The sequence below is a fragment of the Thiocapsa sp. UBA6158 genome (genome assembly GCF_002423035.1).
GTDB lineage: Bacteria > Pseudomonadota > Gammaproteobacteria > Chromatiales > Chromatiaceae > Thiocapsa.
Genome location: NZ_DIUM01000091.1, coordinates 1 through 15,661, shown reverse-complemented (window position 1 = coordinate 15,661; position 15,661 = coordinate 1). Strand labels below are relative to the sequence as shown.

Sequence of the window (15,661 nt, the reverse complement as noted above, 5' to 3'; positions counted from 1 at the left end):
AGGGTGAAGCCGTCGTGGCAGGTGATGAAGTTGATGGAGTTGCCGGGAAGCCGTCCACGACTCTGATACAGGTCGCTCGAGCCGGTCATCCGGGTCGCCACCTCGGCGACCATACCGACATCGCCCTTGACGAAGCTGCGCATCAGATCGCGATAGCGTCCGTTCCATTCGGCCCATCGAAAGCCGGGGAAGTCCCCGACCTGATACAGCCCGGCCGCGTCCCACGCCTCGGCGATGATATGTGAACGGCCCAGCGCAGGTGACAGCTCGGTCGCCCAGAGGATCGGCGCGTGATACTGGGGATGGCCGTCCTCGCCGCGCGCCAGGGCGCTGGCCAGATCGAAGCGGAAGCCGTCCACGTGCATCTGCCGGACCCAGTAGAGCAGGGCATCGATGAGAAAGCGTGTGACGATCGGATGGTTGCAGTTGACCGTGTTGCCGCATCCGGTGTAGTCGCGGTAGATCCGTCGGTCGGAGAAATCCAGATGGTAGAAGACCTCGTTGCCGATCCCTTTGAAGCTGATCGTCGGGCCGCTGTTGCCGCCTTCGGCCGTGTGGTTGAAGACGACATCCAGGATCACCCCGATGCCGGCACGGTGCAGGGCCTTGACCAGATCGCGAAACTCGTCGCGGGCGTGCGCCGGATCGAGCGCGAAGCCGGGATGCGGCGCGAAGAAGCTGTGGGTGCTGTAGCCCCAGTAGTTCTCCAGGCCCATGGCCGCGGTCTTCGGCGGAACGTCTTGGGGGTCGAAGGCCATGATCGGCATCAGCTCGACATGGGTGATCCCCAGGTCCTTCAAATACGGGATCTTTTCGATCACGGCGCCGAAGGTGCCGGGGTGCGCGACCCTGGACGAGGGATGGCGCGTGAAGCCGCCGGCATGCATCTCGTAGATGATCGCGGCGTTCAGCGGGATGTGCAGGGGCGAGTCGCCCTCCCAGTCGTAGCGGTCGCGCACCACCTGCGCGCGGATTGCGGTGGCGACGTTGTCCCCCGGACGAGCGGCGATCTCGCGACGCCACAGCCGATCGTCGATCGTGACGGCCCAGGGGTCGAGGAGTGCCTTCTCGCCGTCCATGCGACACCCGATCTCGCGGGTGTCGCAGGTCCCGTGGATGCGCCAGTTGTAGAAGACTCCTTCGCCCAGACCCTCGATGAAGATGTGCCAGAAAAAGAAGGTTCGATTGACCTGCCGATCCAGCGCGATGATCTCGTAGGGCTCGGGGCTGGCTGCCGTTTCGAAGAGCAGCAGCTCGATCTGCTCGGCATAGCGCGAGAAGATGCAGAAGTTCACCCCCTCGTCCGTTGCCCTGGAACCGGAGTTGTCCCAGTCGCCGGGTTGAACCGAGTATCTCGACTTCGCCATCCGCATTCTCCTGCGTGGGACCGATCCCATCCAAAACATCGCGTACCGCGCCGGGCGCGGTTCAACGCCGGTCGCCGCCGGGGATCATCTGCTGCATCACGCCCATCGGGTTGACCGCCGGGATCTGATCTCCGCCGCCGACGATGCCCGAGAGGCGCTCCATCCCGATGCGCATCCGCCCCATGTCTTCGGCGATCCCGGGCAGGGTGGCGACCTGTTGGCTCATCGCGGAGACGTCTCGGGCGAGCGAGGTCATGTCCTGACGCATCCGGCCCATGTCGGCCGACATGGATGCCATCTCGCCGGCCATCAGGGCGACGTTTGCGGACATGTCGTGCATCAACTTCACCATGTAGAGGAATGCGGCACCGGCAACGAGTGCTGCGGCGAGAACCGCGAGGCGCGGCGTAGCGGGGCTCGAATCGCGTGTCATGGCATGCTCCGGTGACTCACCGACGAGCCCCGATGATGCCATGCTCGGGGACCTGTTTGCACGGATTGCACGAGACGAGGAGAGCGCCGCTCGCCCGCGCCGAGGGTGTATGCTCGGGCGTCGCAGTAGTAAACGTGAATTCACGGCCGGACTGTGGGATATTTCGAACAATGCTCGGCCGCCGTTAGGCTCGACCCGAGACGACATCACGTATAAGAATAACCGCCGGGTTGCGTCCGAGCCCTCCGTCATGCTCGGTGCGTCGGCTCCAGGCGCCAGCAACAGGCCGCAGAAACAAGCATCGAAGGGTGCTCCGACAGCACCAAAGGACCAGCACCGAGGAGTCTTGACGCATCCCTATGGATTTCAGACATCATCCGGCCGATTCGACCGAGGTCCACGCGGCGTCCGATGAGGCGCGCGACTGGACGGTCGCCGATTTGATCGACTTCGAGTACTACTTGGACGCCGACGAGCGCGAGCTGCGCGAGCATCCGTCGGCGCGCAAGGGCCTTGCCGAGCGCGACCGCTCGCTCTACCTCGAGGTGATCGCCCCCGCGATCGGCGATCAGCCGCCGCATACCCCGGCGCATCGGCGCTTCAGCCTGCGCCGATGGCTCGCGGCTCGCCGCAATGCGGAGCGCCCGGAGATGCGCGGGATCCTGCCGGGAGCGGCATTCGCGAGCGCCGAGCGTCTGGTCACCCTGCTGCTCGCGGTCCTCGGATTCATCGCCGGGATCGGCGTGGCCTCCGCGCTGCTCAGCTACGACGGAACCCGCCCGGTCAGCGTCTCCTGGTATCTGTTTCTGCTGGTCATCGTGCAGTTTCTACTCGTGGCCTCGGTCGCCACGGCCTGGGCGCTGCGCAAGGCGCGCGGGCGCGGCGCCGGAGCGGCGCATGGCCTTTTGATGCACGTCGTGCGTCCGCTCGTGACCAAGTCCGCGAGCTGGCTTCAGCGCCAACGGATCGGTCATGCTGCGGCCGAGATTCAGGATCAGGCGCGTGCTCGGCAGGGGCTGTTGAAGTCGCAATACGCGCTCTACGGTCCGGTCTCCTATTTACCGCTCATCATCCCGGCCCAGATCTTCGGGGTCGCCTTCAATATCGGCGTCATCCTGACGACCCTGATGCTGGAATGGTTCACGGACCTCGCCTTCGGTTGGGGTTCGACCATGAACGTTCATCCGCAGACGATCTTCGACGTGACCCGATTGATCGCGCTGCCCTGGAGCTGGTTGCTCGGCGAGGGCATCGGCTACCCGAGCCTTGAGCAGGTGGCCGGCTCGCGTATCTTCCTCGAGCACTGGGCGAGCGTCACGCCGACCCTGAAGCCGGATCCGGCGCATCTGCGCTCCTGGGGCTCGTTCCTCGTCCTGGCCGTCACGATCTACGGCCTCCTTCCCAGGTTGCTGCTGTGGGGCGGGTCCGTCCTGGCACGACGCCTGATTCTGGCGCGCCTGCCCTTCACGCACAGCCGCACCCAAGCGCTCTATGCCCGCATGCTCTCCCCGCGCCTCGAGACGACACCGAGCGGGGGACGCCCGGGCGGCGAGAGAGGCACCGAGATGCCGATCCCGGCCGCGTCGACCTCGCGCAAGCCGCGTCCCGGGGGAGCGGACGGTCCGGCCGACTCGGCACCGACGACCTCGGCACGTCCTTGGCGTAACGCCCTGGTTCGGCGTGTCGAGCCGGGCGAGGAGGCGCCGACCTCGGCTCCGCCGCCCCCGCTCACGCCGGCGCCGGCGATCCCGCCGGTCGTAGCGCCCCCTGTCGATGCACCGAAAGCGGCTCCTGCTCCGGAGCCCGAGTCGCCAGCGGTGCCGGCGCCCGCGCCTGCTGCACCGGTCATCTCCGAGCCGGAGCCCGAATCCGAGGCCGAACCTTTTCCCAAGAGCGATCGACAGGCTGCCGGCGCGGCAACGCCACCGGCGCGCCCGCGTCCGGTGGCTCGGCCCGAACCCGAGCCAAAGCCCGAGCCAAAGTCCGAGCCAAAGTCCGAGCCAAAGTCCGAGGAGGCCCCGCAAAGGCCTTCCGAGACGCAAGTCCTCCCCATTGAGCGGCCTGCGGACGTCGCGACGCCGCCGGCCGCGCCGAAGAAGGCGCAGGCACAGCCCGCCGTTTCGACGGGATCGAATTTGAAGGGGCCGGATAAACCGCCGGCTAAGATGTCTACGCAACCCTCGGCCCAGCCGCAGGTCGCGGAGACACCGACGTCTATCCCCAAGCCGACTCCGGCCCCGGTAGCCGACGCTCCGACACCACGGAAGTCGGCTCCCGCGCAAGGCACCCGCTTTGCCCCCGACGCCTGTCTGCTTCTGCTGCACGTCGACATCGACGACATCCTCGAGGACGAGGACCGCCCGCGGCTCGAGCAGATGCTGAAGCATCTGAGCGGATGGCGGGTTGCGGCGACGGCGACCGTCGGCGCCGGCAGCGCGATGACCGAGGAGGCGCTCGGCATCCTCGAGCGCGGCGACTGGCAGGCACCGCCGCCTCGGGTGGTTCTGATCGAGGACGGCTCGCAGCCCCCGATCACGGAGAGCCTGCGCTTCCTGCGCGAGCTGCGCGCCGCGGCCGGGGCGCGCGCCCAGATCATGCTCGCCCTCGTGGGCGATCCGACCGACGATGACCGTCTGCCGCCGATGCGCCCGTTCGACTACACGGACTGGCAGCGCAAGATCGATCAGATGGCCGACCCCTACCTGCGCTTGGAGATGCTTGCGCCGCTTCACGAGGATGGAGACGTCTGATGTCCGGGAAGATTCCAAGACTGGCGATCATGGGGCACCCGAATGCCGGTAAGTCCTCCGTGGTTGCGACACTCACCGAAAACGACCTGATTCAGATCGATAAACGCGCGGGCACCACGATCGAATCGAACGTCTACCCGGTCATCATCGACGGGCGTCCGGTGATCGAATTCATCGATACACCGGGGTTTCAGAATCCCAACGCGATCCTGGAATGGTTTCAGGCCCAGAGCGGCAAGCGCGAGCTGGCGCGGGCGTTCGTGGCCGCGCATCGAGCCGATCCCCTCTTTACGCACGACTGCGAGCTCCTCGAGCCGGTGGCCGAGGGTGCGGCCATCATCCTGGTGGTCGACGGCTCCAAGCGCATCAAGGAGAAGGATCGGGTCGAGATCGAGCTGTTGCGTCTGACCGCCCGCCCGCGCATGGCGATCTTGAACAACCTCACCAACAACACGCGCTACATGACCCAGTGGCGCGATGCGCTCTGCAAGGCGTTCAACTCGGTGCGCGACTTCAACGCCCATCGCGCCACCTACGGCGAACGCGTGCGTTTGCTGCAGGCGCTCAAGAGCATCGATCAGCGCTGGGAGCCGCTCGTCGAAGAAGCCATCCATGCCTTCGAGCACGACTGGAATCGGCGCACCGACCAGGCCGTGACCACCATCCTGGATCTGCTCAAGGAGGCGCTCACCTACAAGGCGTCCAAGACGGTGAAGGAGAGCAAGCTGGTCTTCGAGAGCGGTCGGGAGCGTGTCAGGGAAGAGGTGATGAGGGCGTTCGAAGACGGGCTGCGCCAGCTCGAGACGAAGGCGCAGGAGCAGATCCGCGCGAATTTTCGCCACCACGTTTGGCACATGCCACCGGATTCGATCCTCGGCAAGGATCTGCTCTCGGAGGACGTGAATCAGGCGCTCGGTCTGTCCAAGCGCCAGCTTGCACTGGTCGGCATGGCTGCGGGCGCGGCCTCGGGTGCGACCATCGACCTCTCCACCGCCGGGCATACCTTCGGAGCAGGCGCGTTGATCGGTGCGGCCACGGGCGGGGTCTTGGGGTTCGTCGGGAGCAAGGCACTGGCCAAGCTCAACATCGAGCGTGCCTCGGGAACGCAGCGTTTCACGGTCGGACCGGTTCACAATCCGCGTTTCCCCTTCGTTCTACTGGATCGCATCGTGCTCTACAGTGCACGGGCCATGAACTGGTCGCACGGTCGCCAAGCCGCGGAAGAGGATGCACCCGACAAGGTTCCGGAGAAGGAGCTCCGCCGGGCCGGATTCGCGGAGGAGCTGCCCGCCGCGCAGCAGCGCGATCTGGCGCGGTTCTTCAACGCGGCCAGGAAGGGCAAGTCCGAGCGCGAGGAGGAGTGTCGCGCCATCATCAGAGGCATCCTGCACGGACTGGCGGTGAGCGAGATCGACAGTCGTGCGGACCTGTGATCGCTTAAAGCGCGCACGGCGCGGAATGAACGAGGACGAGCTGCTCGGGATCGACCGGGCCCACGCCTGGCATCCCTACACCTCCACGATCGATCGCGATCCGGTCTATGCGGTACGCTCGGCGTCGGGCTGTCGGATCAGGCTCATGGACGGCCGCGAGCTGATCGACGGCATGTCCTCCTGGTGGTGCGCCATCCACGGCTACAACCATCCTGTCCTGAATCAGGCGGCGCGCGATCAGCTCGACGACATGTCGCACATCATGTTCGGCGGGTTGACCCACGAGCCGGCCGTGCGCTTGGTCGACACCCTGGTGAAGCTGACGCCGGAGCCGCTGCAGCACGTCTTTCTCTGCGACTCGGGATCGGTGTCGGTCGAGGTCGCCATCAAAATGGCCATCCAGTACCAGCAGGCCGCCGGACGACCCGAGCGGCACCGGTTGATGACGATCCGCTCGGGCTATCACGGCGACACCCAAGGGGCCATGTCGGTCTGCGATCCCGTGACCGGGATGCACCATCTGTTCAGTCGGGTGTTGCCCGAGCAGGTCTTTGCAACGGCGCCCGCGTGCCGATTCGGCGAGCCCTGCCGGCCCGAGCAGATCGCCGAGTTTGCGGCCTTGATCGAGCGCCATCACAACGAGCTTGCCGCGGTCATCCTCGAGCCGATCGTGCAGGGCGCCGGGGGCATGCGTTTCTACAGCGCGCAGTATCTCGCGCAAGTCCGGCGGCTCTGCGATCGCTTCGAGGTGCTCCTGATCGCCGACGAGATCGCGACCGGCTTCGGGCGCACCGGCGCGCTCTTCGCCTGCGAGCATGCCGGCATCTCACCGGACATCATGACACTCGGCAAGGCACTGACAGGCGGCTATGTGACGCTGGCGGCGACCCTCGCGACCGATCGGGTCGCCCGGACCATCTCATCCGGCGACCCGGGCGTCTTCATGCACGGCCCGACCTTCATGGGCAACCCGCTCGCCTGCGCGATCGCCAATGCCAGCATCGCCCTTCTGCTGGCCTCCGACTGGCAAGCCAACATCGCTCGGATCGAACGCGGTCTGATCACCGGACTGGCAGGCTGCCGGGACCTTCCGGGCGTGGCCGAGGTGCGCCTGCTCGGCGCGATCGGTGTGGTCGAGATGTGCGCGCCGGTGTCCATGCGCGAGATCCAGCGCCGTTTCGTCGCGCGCGGGGTCTGGGTGCGTCCGTTCGGCCGACTCGTCTATCTGATGCCGCCCTACATCATCGGCGACGAGGAGCTTGCGACACTCTGCGCATCGGTTGTCTCAGTCCTCGGCGAGGTGGCGGTGGAGCAATCCCGGTAGACGTCCGGAGAATGGACGGCGGCTTGGTGCTTCGGCCTGCGTTGACGCACAAACGTCCCCACATGCAGGGCAGGGCGATGAAACCGTGCCCGATTCGACATGCTTCAGGAGCCGTGCCATGCAAGACCGCCCCGTCATCAAGACCGCCATCCCGAAACGCCGCTATCAGGTCGGCACCCACAGTGCCTCGCTGCTCGGCGAGATCGAGAGCGGGGATGGCCGTACCTATCGGTATATCCTCGCCTTCGTCCCGTCCGGGCAACGCGAGCCCGTCTTCTATGTCTGTGTCGAGCCGAGCCCGCCCGCGGAGCGCGCCGACGGGGCCTACCGGCTCGGCATCGTCGGCGAGTTCATGTCGGAGGTGGTGGATACCGATGACCGCTGGGGCGATCTTGATACCTTCGCCGAGCAGGCACTCAAGCTGGGCCAGCAGGCGCTCGGGCTGCAGCAGGCATCCGTCGTCCGACAGATGTGATCCGGGTACCGTCGTCATTCAGGCACACGGCGTGGGTCACACGCCGGGATACGCCAGCAAACACGGCCTCCGCGGCTGGCGGCCCACGGCGTTTCCTCCTCGAAGCAGGCCAAGGCGCGGCGCTCTGCGACGCCACCGCGCAGGCTGTGCGAATAAATTCGCACCTACAGCCGTTTCAGGTCTTCCGGGGATGCGAAGTCGGGATGCTTCTTACCGGAAATCACTCAAAAACCCGCTTCGGCGTCGGTTTCCGCCTCGAGACCGAGGATGAACTCCCATTGTTCGGGAGTGACCGGCATGACGGAGAGCCGATTGCCGTTGCGCACGAGCGGGAAGCCGGCGAGTGCGCCGTCCGCATGGGCCTTGAGTTCGGCAAGCGAGATGGTCCGACTCAGATGTCGCACGTAGCGCACCTCGACGAGATACCACCGGGGTTTCTCGGGGTCGCTCTTGGGATCGAAATACTTCGCCTCGGGATCGAAGGCGGTGCTGTCGGGATAGGCCTCGCTCGCCACCTCGGCGATCCCGACCACGCCCGGTACGGCACAATTGGAATGATAGAAGAGGATCCGGTCGCCCGGACGCATCGCGTCGCGCATCATGTTGCGGGCCTGGTAGTTGCGTACCCCGTCCCAGGGCTCGGTCCGGTCGGGGCGCGCGGCCAGGTCGTCGAGACCGAAGGCGTCCGGCTCGGATTTCATCAGCCAGTAGTTCATCCTGTCGTGTCCTGATTCGGCATCGCGTGACGGGGTTCAGGTGTGCGCCTGTTCGGCTTCCGCCAGCAGATGCTTGAAGTTGGCGAGCCGCTGCGGGGCGATCAGGCCCTCTGCGATGGCGCCGTGGATGGCGCAATCGGGCTCTCGATCATGCCGACAGTCGGCGAACCGGCAGTGTCCGATGTAGGGGCGCAGCTCGCGAAAGCCTTGCTGCAGGGCATCGCGGTCGAGCGGGCCGGTGCGGAAGCTGCGCACGCCGGGCGAGTCGATCAAGGCGCCGTCGTCGGCCAATCGATAGCAGGTCGCCGCGGAGGTGGTATGGCGCCCCAGCCCGGTGGCCTTGGAGAGTCGACCGATCTGGATCTCGCGATCCGGCAGCAGCACCTTGACCAAGGATGATTTGCCGACACCGGACTGGCCCACCAGGATGCTGGTTTGCCCGCCGAGATGACCGATCAGCTCGATCAGGGTCTCCGGCTCGCGCAGACTGGTCCACAGGAGTGAATAGCCGATGGCCGCATAATAGGCGAAGCGGTCCTGAAACGCGGCACGCTCCGGCGCGTCGAGCAGGTCCATCTTGTTGGCCACGATGATGGCCTCCACCCCCATGATCTCGGCCGCGACCAGGTACTGATCGATCAGATAGTCGCTGGGTTCGGGCCGCGGTGCGATCAGGATCACCAGGCGCGTCAGGTTGGCCGCCAAGGGCTTGTCGCGACCGCCGAAATCGGGGCGGCTGAGCAGCGTTTGCCGCGGCAGGATGGCCGTGACGACACCCTGATTGTCCGCGGTGCGTTGCCAGACCACGCGATCCCCGCAGACCGGATGACCGATGTTCTGGCGCGACAGACAATGGGTGATGTCGCCCTCGGCATCCTCGACCGCCAGATTGGCCCCGTGACGGACGACGACTCGCCCTTCAACGGGCAACGGCTCGCCTTCGATCTCCGATAAGGCATTGTCGACCCGCGAGGCGAGGCGCTGGCGGCGGCGGTCCTGGATGGTTTGGATCCGCTCGATCTGGCGTCCGGAGAGCCGCCGTTTCGTCACCGGCTCAGCGCTCGAACTGGTAGAAGTGATGGTTCAGATAGGCGGCGACGTCTTTGATGTCTTCGTCGAACCAACGCAGCCCGAGCGCGGTCTCGCAGCGTTGCACCTGCCGCTCGAGTCCGTCGAGCGAGGTGACCATGCGCCCCTCGCGTGTGTAGATCTCGCTGCCGTGGCAGCCGAGACAGTTCTCGTCGTAGAGCTGCTCGGCGTTCTCGGTAGGTTGTGCCTGTGCCTGTGCCGTGACCGACCCGAGGCCGAGAAGCACGGCCGTGCCGGCGCCGAGGAGTATGGACTGGATCTTCATGGTTGAGACTCCGGAGGATGGTTGGACTGCGCAAGGTCGCCAGCGGGCGAAAACGTCGCTACCCTAGCCGATCATGGTGTCGACCGCCGGGTGAGACCAGGTGGCCGGCTCACCCGTTTGCGGATTGCAGGAGAGCAGGTAGTTGACCAAGAACGAGAATAATCTGATTTGGCTCGATCTCGAGATGACGGGGCTCGACCCCGCGACCGATCGCATCCTCGAGATCGCGACCGTGATCACCGACAGCGATCTTCGCATCCTGGCCGAGGGTCCCGTCGTTGCGATCCATCAGCCCGAGGCCGTTCTTGCGGGCATGGACGACTGGAATCGCGACCATCACGGCCGCTCCGGCCTGCTCGATCGGGTGCGCGCGAGCACGCAGAGCGTTGCGGATGCCGAATCGACGACACTACGCTTCCTCGCCGATTTCGTCCCGCCCGGCACCTCGCCCTTGTGCGGAAACAGCATCTGTCAGGACCGGCGCTTCCTCGCGCTCTGGATGCCGAAGCTCGAGGGTTACTGCCACTATCGCAATCTGGACGTGAGCACGCTGAAGATCCTCGCGCAACGCTGGGCGCCCGGCGTGGCGAGCGCCTTCAAGAAAGAGTCGCGACACCTGGCCTTGGATGACATCCGCGAGTCCATCGACGAACTCAAACATTATCGCACGCATCTTTTGCGGGAGCTTTAAACCGAAAAAGAGGACTTAAAACGCAAAGGCGCAAAGGCGCAACGGACGCAAAGGTGTTCAGTGCCTTGGTTCAATAATGCTATTCACCCAAAGGGGGCCTCGATCATCCCTTCGCCCACATCGGCCGCCAAATGCGTAGTCAGGCCATCCTGGCCTGACGGAATCAGGGCTCGAAGCCCTGACTACGCAGGGACCGCAAGCAGTTGGACCGAACGATGATCAAGGCCCTATTCACCCAAAGGGTGAACGTCGTTGGCATTGCAGTTTCTTGTTTTCCTTTGCGTCCTTTGCGCCTTTGCGTTTCCAGATGCCGGATTTAGGTTTAACCGCCGGAGCGCCCACCCGACATGCTCGCGAATCAAGGCGTCCGGATGGTCCGCACGGGCGTTCAGGGCCTGTTTGACCTCGGGTGAGGCGGGCGCGTTGCCGAGTGCGACGGCGATGTTTCGCAGCCAGCGGCCGTGGCCGATGCGGCGGATCGCGGAGCCTTGCGTTCGGTCGAGAAAGGTCGACTCATCCCAACCGAAGACCTCGACGAGAGAGGCCGTATCCAGTGCGTGGCGCGCCTGAAAATCCGGTTCGGCGGCGAGCCGCGCGAAGCGATTCCAGGGACAGACCAACTGACAGTCGTCGCAGCCGTAGATGCGGTTGCCCATCGGCGGGCGCAGCGGCTCCGGGATGCTGCCGGCATGCTCGATCGTCAGGTAGGAGATGCACAGGCGGGCATCCAGCGCGTAGGGCGCGACGATCGCGCGGGTCGGACAGACCTCGATGCAGGCGCGACAGCGGCCGCAATGATCGGCAATCGGGGTATCGATCGGCAGGGCAAGATCCGTGTAGATCTCGCCGAGAAAGAACCAGGAGCCGGCCTTGGGGTGAATGAGATTGGTATGCTTGCCGATCCAGCCGAGCCCGGCCTTCGCGGCCAGCGGTTTCTCGAGCACCGGTGCTGAGTCGACGAAGACCCGGTAGCCGAAGGGGCCGATTTCGGCGAGGATATGCTCGGCGAGGCGCTGCAGGCGCCGTCTGAGCAGCTTGTGATAGTCGCGACCCAGCGCATAACGCGAGACGAAGGCGCGCGGCGGATCATCGAGCGCGGCCTGCATCGCCCGGTGCGACTCGGGCAGATAGTCCATCCGCACCGAGATCACCCGTACCGTGCCGGGCACCAGATCGGCCGGGCGCGAGCGCTTCAGCCCGTGACGGGCCATGTAGCCCATGGTGCCGTGGCGGCCCTCGGCGAGCCAGCTCAGCAGACGTGACTCGGCCGAGGCCAGATCGGTGTCGGTGATGCCGACCTGCTGGAAGCCGAGCTCCAGACCCCGGCGCTTGATGCGGGCGACAAGCTCTGCGGGCGGTATCATTCCGGGTCGTCGTGCCTCAGCGATTGCGGATCCTCGAAGGATAGACCGCATCCGAGGTCGACTCGAACACTTTGTTCGGGGACGGCGCCATCGAGTCAACCCATCGAGCCGATCGGGAACCATGAACGCCGAGCGCCTGACGATACCGATGAATCCGATGCCCGACAGCGATCGCCTGCCCCATGCGCTCTATCGCGCCGAACAGGTGCGCAACCTCGACCGCTGCGCGATCGAGCAGTACGGCATCCCGGGCATCGAGCTGATGAACCGGGCCGGGGAGGTCGCCTATCGGATCCTGCGTGAACGCTGGCCGGATGCCCGCGATCTGACGGTGCTCGTGGGGATCGGCAACAACGGCGGAGACGGCTACGTGATCGCGCGCTTGGCGCGAGCCGATGGTCTCGCCGTGCGCCTGCTGCAACTCGGGGATCCGCAGCGTGTGACCGGCGATGCGGCCATCAGTCGCGATGCCTGGCGCGACGCGGGCGGGACGATCGAGCCCTATCGCGGATTGCCGCGGCGCTCGGATGTCCTGGTCGATGCCCTTCTCGGGACCGGGCTGGAACGCCCGGTCGAGGGAGTGTGGGCCGAGACGATTCAGGCACTCGACCGCCGGCGCGCGCCGGTGCTCGCCGTCGACATCCCGTCGGGTCTGCATGCCGATACCGGACGGATCATGGGTGTGGCGGTCCGTGCGGATATGACCGTCAGCTTCATCGGACTCAAACAAGGTCTCTTCATCGGAGCCGGACCCGAGTACTGCGGCGAGATCCGTTTCAATGCGCTCTCGATCCCGGCCCGGGTCTATTCCGGCGAGGTGGCCTCGGCACGGCGCATCGACTGGGATCAGCAGTCGGCACGGTTCGGGCGACGTCCCCGCACCGCACACAAGGGGACCTTCGGACACCTGCTGGTGATCGGCGGCGCGCCCGGCCTGTCCGGTGCGGTGCGTCTTGCGGGCGAGGCCGCACTGCGGGCCGGTGCCGGATTGGTCACGATCGCGACGCATCCGGCACATGCTGCTTGGCTGAATCTCGCGCGTCCCGAGCTGATGGTGTCGGCGGTCGAGACCTCGACGGACCTCGCTCCCCTGATCGCACGGACCGATGCGGTCGCGATTGGCCCCGGGTTGGGCCGCGAGGCGTGGGGCCGCGATCTCTGGGAGTATGCGCTTGGCCTCGACATGCCGATGGTCGTCGATGCCGACGCACTGAACCTCCTTGCCGAGGTACCCCGCTCGCGGCCGGATTGGGTCCTGACGCCGCATCCGGGCGAAGCGGCACGCCTGCTCGGGACCGACGTCGCCGCGATCGAGCAGGATCGTCCGGCCGGCGTGCACGCGCTGCAGGGTCGCTATGGAGGTGTCGCTGTTCTGAAGGGCGCCGGGACCCTGATCCGGAGCGATCCGGCGCGCCCGCTTGCGATCTGCAGCGACGGCAATCCCGGGATGGCGACCGCCGGCTCCGGCGATGTCCTGACCGGGATCATCGGCGCCTTGCGCGCTCAGGGTCTCGACGCGGAGCAGGCCGCCTGTGCCGGCGTCTGTCTGCACGCGGCTGCAGGGGATCGGGCCGCGCTGATCGGCGAGCGCGGGCTGATCGCGAGCGATATCATCGCCGCACTTCGCCCGGTGGCCAATCGCGTGCCCGCATTGCAGGAGGAATCATGATCGAGCATTGGCTGCCTGATCCCGAGGCGCAGCTTGCCTTCGGAGCGCGGCTCGCGGCGCTCTTGCCGCCGCGCCTGATCGTCTATCTCGAGGGCGACCTGGGGACCGGCAAAACGACCCTGACCCGAGGTGTTCTCGCGGGCCTCGGTCATCGCGGTGCCGCGCGCAGTCCGACCTATACCCTGCTCGAACCTTACGAGCTGGCGGACAGACGCATCAACCATCTGGATCTCTATCGCCTCGGGGATCCGCAGGAGCTCGAGTATCTGGGCCTGCGCGATCTGCTCGCCGAGGATGCCATCTGGATGGTGGAGTGGCCCGAGCGCGGTCTCGGGATGCTGCCGCTGCCCGACCTGGTGATTGCGATCGAATACGCGGCGAACGGTCGGCGTCTGCGTCTGTCGGCCCGGACGGCGGCGGGCGAGGCCGTACTGAATGCGCTGGCCGGGCTTGGCTCCGGGGACTCGGCGCGTTCCGCATCGCCTGAGAAGTCGGATGTAATGCAATGATGCAACATGGAAAGCCGTTTCTCGGCATGCTATCTTTCAACGCATCATCGATCGGATCGGGAGCAACCGGAAGGCCGTGCTCGTGAATAGGCTGATCTCGCCGCTTCTTTTTCTCCTCCTGCTCGCTGTTTCCGCGCAGTGCGTCTGCGCGGAGCAGGCATCGGTGCAGGGTACGCGGGTCTGGTCCGATCCGGCAAAGACCCGCTTGGTCTTCGAGACCTCATCGGCGATCACGCACCGGATCTTTCCGCTGGACGAGCCCGATCGTCTCGTCATCGACCTCGACGATGCCGTCATGCAGAGCAATCTGCCGAAGGTCGACCTCGGCGACCCCGTCCTGGTCGGCCTGCGCGGCGGTGTGCGTGGCGGATCGCATCTGCGCATCGTCCTGGATCTCAAGCAACCGGTGCGCGCGAAGAGCTTTGCGCTGAGCCCGAACGAGCGCTATGGACATCGCCTGGTCATCGATCTGACACCGAAGGACGGTTCGAGCGTCCGGCGTGTCGCGCTTCCATCGTTCCCGAATTCGGCTGTTCGCAAAGGCGGCAAGCGGGCCGGTCGCGGTCCTGCCATCATCGTCGCCATCGACGCCGGTCACGGCGGCGAGGATCCAGGGGCGATCGGTGCCGGCGGAACACTGGAGAAGGACGTCACCCTCGCGATCGCACGCGAGCTCGCCAAGCTGGTCGACCGCGAACCCGGTCTCGAGGCGCTGATGATCCGCGACGGCGATTACTATGTCGGACTACAGGAGCGCATCGCGATCGCGCGCGAGCGCCGTGCCGACCTGTTCGTCTCGATCCATGCCGATGCCTTCTCCAACGCGAAAGCCAAAGGCTCCTCGGTCTACACCCTGTCCTACGGCGGGGCGAGCAGCGAGGCGGCGAAGTGGCTGGCGAGTCGCGAGAACAGTGCGGATCTGATCGGCGGTGTGGACCTTTCGACCGGCGACGATCTTCTGGCGAACGTGCTCATGGACATGACGCAGAACGCAACGATCGAGCACAGTACCGAGGCCGCGGCCATGGTCCTCGCCAATCTCGGTCGATTGGGCGTGGTTCATCGCGGCGATGTCCAGCGTGCCGGGTTCGCCGTCCTCAAGGCGCCGGACGTGCCCTCGATCCTGGTCGAGACCGCCTTCATCAGCAACCCGGAGGAAGAGCAACGGCTGCGCGATCGGGGCCATCAACGGGAGCTTGCCGAGGCGATCTTGGCCGGCGTGTTGGGATACTTCCGCAAGTATCCGCCTCACGGAATGCTTGTGGATGCCTCCCCGCAGGGCGGCGGCGGAGGCGCGCGCGAATATGTCATCGGTCCGGGCGATACACTCTCCGGCATCGCCAAGCAGCACAGCGTAAGCATCTCGGCCCTGCGAGCCCGCAACGGCCTGAACGACGACATGATTCGGGTCGGGCAGGTGTTGGCGATTCCGGAGGATTCTTGAGGCGCATTGCGCCGCGCCGCCAGCCGCCAGCCTCCAGCCGTCACCCGTCACCCGTCAGCCGTCAGCCGTCAGCCTCACGCTGTCGGCGACGAGTGTGCGACCCCTTTAACCTAAAAAGAGCAGTTGACGCCC

General features: G+C 65.9%; 14 protein-coding genes. 8 read left to right on the top strand and 6 right to left on the bottom strand.

Features of this window, described 5'->3' with window-relative positions:
• Both B4N44_RS12615 and B4N44_RS12610 read right to left on the bottom strand, forming a co-directional pair.
• A partial coding sequence (locus B4N44_RS12615; protein WP_296701366.1) for a glycogen debranching protein occupies nucleotides 1-1,367 on the bottom strand: 1,367 nt, incomplete at its 3' end.
• A 61-nt stretch (nucleotides 1,368-1,428) separates the two neighbouring features.
• Nucleotides 1,429-1,800: a hypothetical protein gene (locus B4N44_RS12610; protein WP_296701331.1), complete on the bottom strand. Its 372-nt coding sequence runs from the start codon at nucleotides 1,798-1,800 to the stop codon at nucleotides 1,429-1,431.
• 359 nt (nucleotides 1,801-2,159) lie between these two features.
• Between B4N44_RS12610 and B4N44_RS12605 the strand changes: the two genes are divergently transcribed.
• From B4N44_RS12605 to B4N44_RS12590, 4 genes are all read left to right on the top strand, one after another.
• The gene (locus tag B4N44_RS12605) at nucleotides 2,160-4,550 is read left to right on the top strand and encodes a DUF2868 domain-containing protein (protein WP_296701330.1); all 2,391 of its coding nucleotides are present in this window, start codon (nucleotides 2,160-2,162) and stop codon (nucleotides 4,548-4,550) included.
• A complete protein-coding gene (locus B4N44_RS12600) occupies nucleotides 4,550-5,983 on the top strand; it encodes a GTPase/DUF3482 domain-containing protein (protein WP_296701329.1) in 1,434 nt (477 codons plus the stop codon). Before B4N44_RS12605 ends, B4N44_RS12600 begins: the two co-directional genes overlap by 1 nt.
• Nucleotides 5,984-6,008: 25 nt before the next feature.
• Nucleotides 6,009-7,307 (top strand): adenosylmethionine--8-amino-7-oxononanoate transaminase, encoded by a 1,299-nt coding sequence (bioA, locus tag B4N44_RS12595; RefSeq protein WP_296701327.1) that lies wholly within the window; start codon nucleotides 6,009-6,011, stop codon nucleotides 7,305-7,307.
• Between the two features lie 118 nt (nucleotides 7,308-7,425).
• Nucleotides 7,426-7,782: a hypothetical protein gene (locus tag B4N44_RS12590; protein WP_296701325.1), complete on the top strand. Its 357-nt coding sequence runs from the start codon at nucleotides 7,426-7,428 to the stop codon at nucleotides 7,780-7,782.
• Between the two features lie 224 nt (nucleotides 7,783-8,006).
• Here B4N44_RS12590 and B4N44_RS12585 read toward each other — a convergent pair whose 3' ends face one another.
• From B4N44_RS12585 to B4N44_RS12575, 3 genes are read right to left on the bottom strand one after another with little or no spacing between them, the layout of a single operon-like run.
• Nucleotides 8,007-8,498, bottom strand: a complete 492-nt coding sequence (locus tag B4N44_RS12585; RefSeq protein WP_296701323.1) for an EVE domain-containing protein — start codon at nucleotides 8,496-8,498, stop codon at nucleotides 8,007-8,009.
• A gap of 36 nt (nucleotides 8,499-8,534) precedes the next feature.
• Nucleotides 8,535-9,548 (bottom strand): ribosome small subunit-dependent GTPase A, encoded by a 1,014-nt coding sequence (gene rsgA, locus B4N44_RS12580; protein ID WP_296701321.1) that lies wholly within the window; start codon nucleotides 9,546-9,548, stop codon nucleotides 8,535-8,537.
• 4 nt (nucleotides 9,549-9,552) lie between these two features.
• The gene (locus B4N44_RS12575) at nucleotides 9,553-9,852 is read right to left on the bottom strand and encodes a cytochrome c (protein WP_296701319.1); all 300 of its coding nucleotides are present in this window, start codon (nucleotides 9,850-9,852) and stop codon (nucleotides 9,553-9,555) included.
• 142 nt (nucleotides 9,853-9,994) lie between these two features.
• Here B4N44_RS12575 and orn point away from each other — a divergent pair, with 142 nt between their 5' ends.
• Nucleotides 9,995-10,543: an oligoribonuclease gene (orn, locus tag B4N44_RS12570; RefSeq protein ID WP_296701317.1), complete on the top strand. Its 549-nt coding sequence runs from the start codon at nucleotides 9,995-9,997 to the stop codon at nucleotides 10,541-10,543.
• 227 nt (nucleotides 10,544-10,770) lie between these two features.
• Here orn and queG read toward each other — a convergent pair whose 3' ends face one another.
• On the bottom strand, nucleotides 10,771-11,907 hold the full coding sequence (gene queG / locus B4N44_RS12565) for a tRNA epoxyqueuosine(34) reductase QueG (RefSeq protein WP_296701315.1): 1,137 nt from the start codon (nucleotides 11,905-11,907) through the stop codon (nucleotides 10,771-10,773).
• A gap of 121 nt (nucleotides 11,908-12,028) precedes the next feature.
• On the opposite strand from queG, the gene B4N44_RS12560 reads away from it, so the two are divergent.
• From B4N44_RS12560 to B4N44_RS12550, 3 genes are all read left to right on the top strand, one after another.
• The gene (locus tag B4N44_RS12560) at nucleotides 12,029-13,576 is read left to right on the top strand and encodes an NAD(P)H-hydrate dehydratase (RefSeq protein WP_296701314.1); all 1,548 of its coding nucleotides are present in this window, start codon (nucleotides 12,029-12,031) and stop codon (nucleotides 13,574-13,576) included.
• Nucleotides 13,573-14,085, top strand: a complete 513-nt coding sequence (gene tsaE / locus B4N44_RS12555; protein ID WP_296701312.1) for a tRNA (adenosine(37)-N6)-threonylcarbamoyltransferase complex ATPase subunit type 1 TsaE — start codon at nucleotides 13,573-13,575, stop codon at nucleotides 14,083-14,085. The genes B4N44_RS12560 and tsaE overlap by 4 nt, the downstream gene beginning before the upstream one ends.
• 76 nt (nucleotides 14,086-14,161) lie before the next feature.
• Nucleotides 14,162-15,529 (top strand): N-acetylmuramoyl-L-alanine amidase, encoded by a 1,368-nt coding sequence (locus tag B4N44_RS12550; protein ID WP_296701310.1) that lies wholly within the window; start codon nucleotides 14,162-14,164, stop codon nucleotides 15,527-15,529.
• Nucleotides 15,530-15,661: the final 132 nt, after the last annotated feature.

Coding starts and splice junctions, on each gene's coding strand:
- B4N44_RS12590 (WP_296701325.1), top strand. CDS start 7,426: ATGCAAGACCGCCCCGTCATCAAGACCGCCATCCCGAAACGCCGCTAT.
- B4N44_RS12600 (WP_296701329.1), top strand. CDS start 4,550: ATGTCCGGGAAGATTCCAAGACTGGCGATCATGGGGCACCCGAATGCC.
- B4N44_RS12560 (WP_296701314.1), top strand. CDS start 12,029: ATGAACGCCGAGCGCCTGACGATACCGATGAATCCGATGCCCGACAGC.
- B4N44_RS12605 (WP_296701330.1), top strand. CDS start 2,160: ATGGATTTCAGACATCATCCGGCCGATTCGACCGAGGTCCACGCGGCG.
- B4N44_RS12575 (WP_296701319.1), bottom strand. CDS start 9,852: ATGAAGATCCAGTCCATACTCCTCGGCGCCGGCACGGCCGTGCTTCTC.
- queG (WP_296701315.1), bottom strand. CDS start 11,907: ATGATACCGCCCGCAGAGCTTGTCGCCCGCATCAAGCGCCGGGGTCTG.
- B4N44_RS12610 (WP_296701331.1), bottom strand. CDS start 1,800: ATGACACGCGATTCGAGCCCCGCTACGCCGCGCCTCGCGGTTCTCGCC.
- tsaE (WP_296701312.1), top strand. CDS start 13,573: ATGATCGAGCATTGGCTGCCTGATCCCGAGGCGCAGCTTGCCTTCGGA.
- bioA (WP_296701327.1), top strand. CDS start 6,009: ATGAACGAGGACGAGCTGCTCGGGATCGACCGGGCCCACGCCTGGCAT.
- B4N44_RS12585 (WP_296701323.1), bottom strand. CDS start 8,498: ATGAACTACTGGCTGATGAAATCCGAGCCGGACGCCTTCGGTCTCGAC.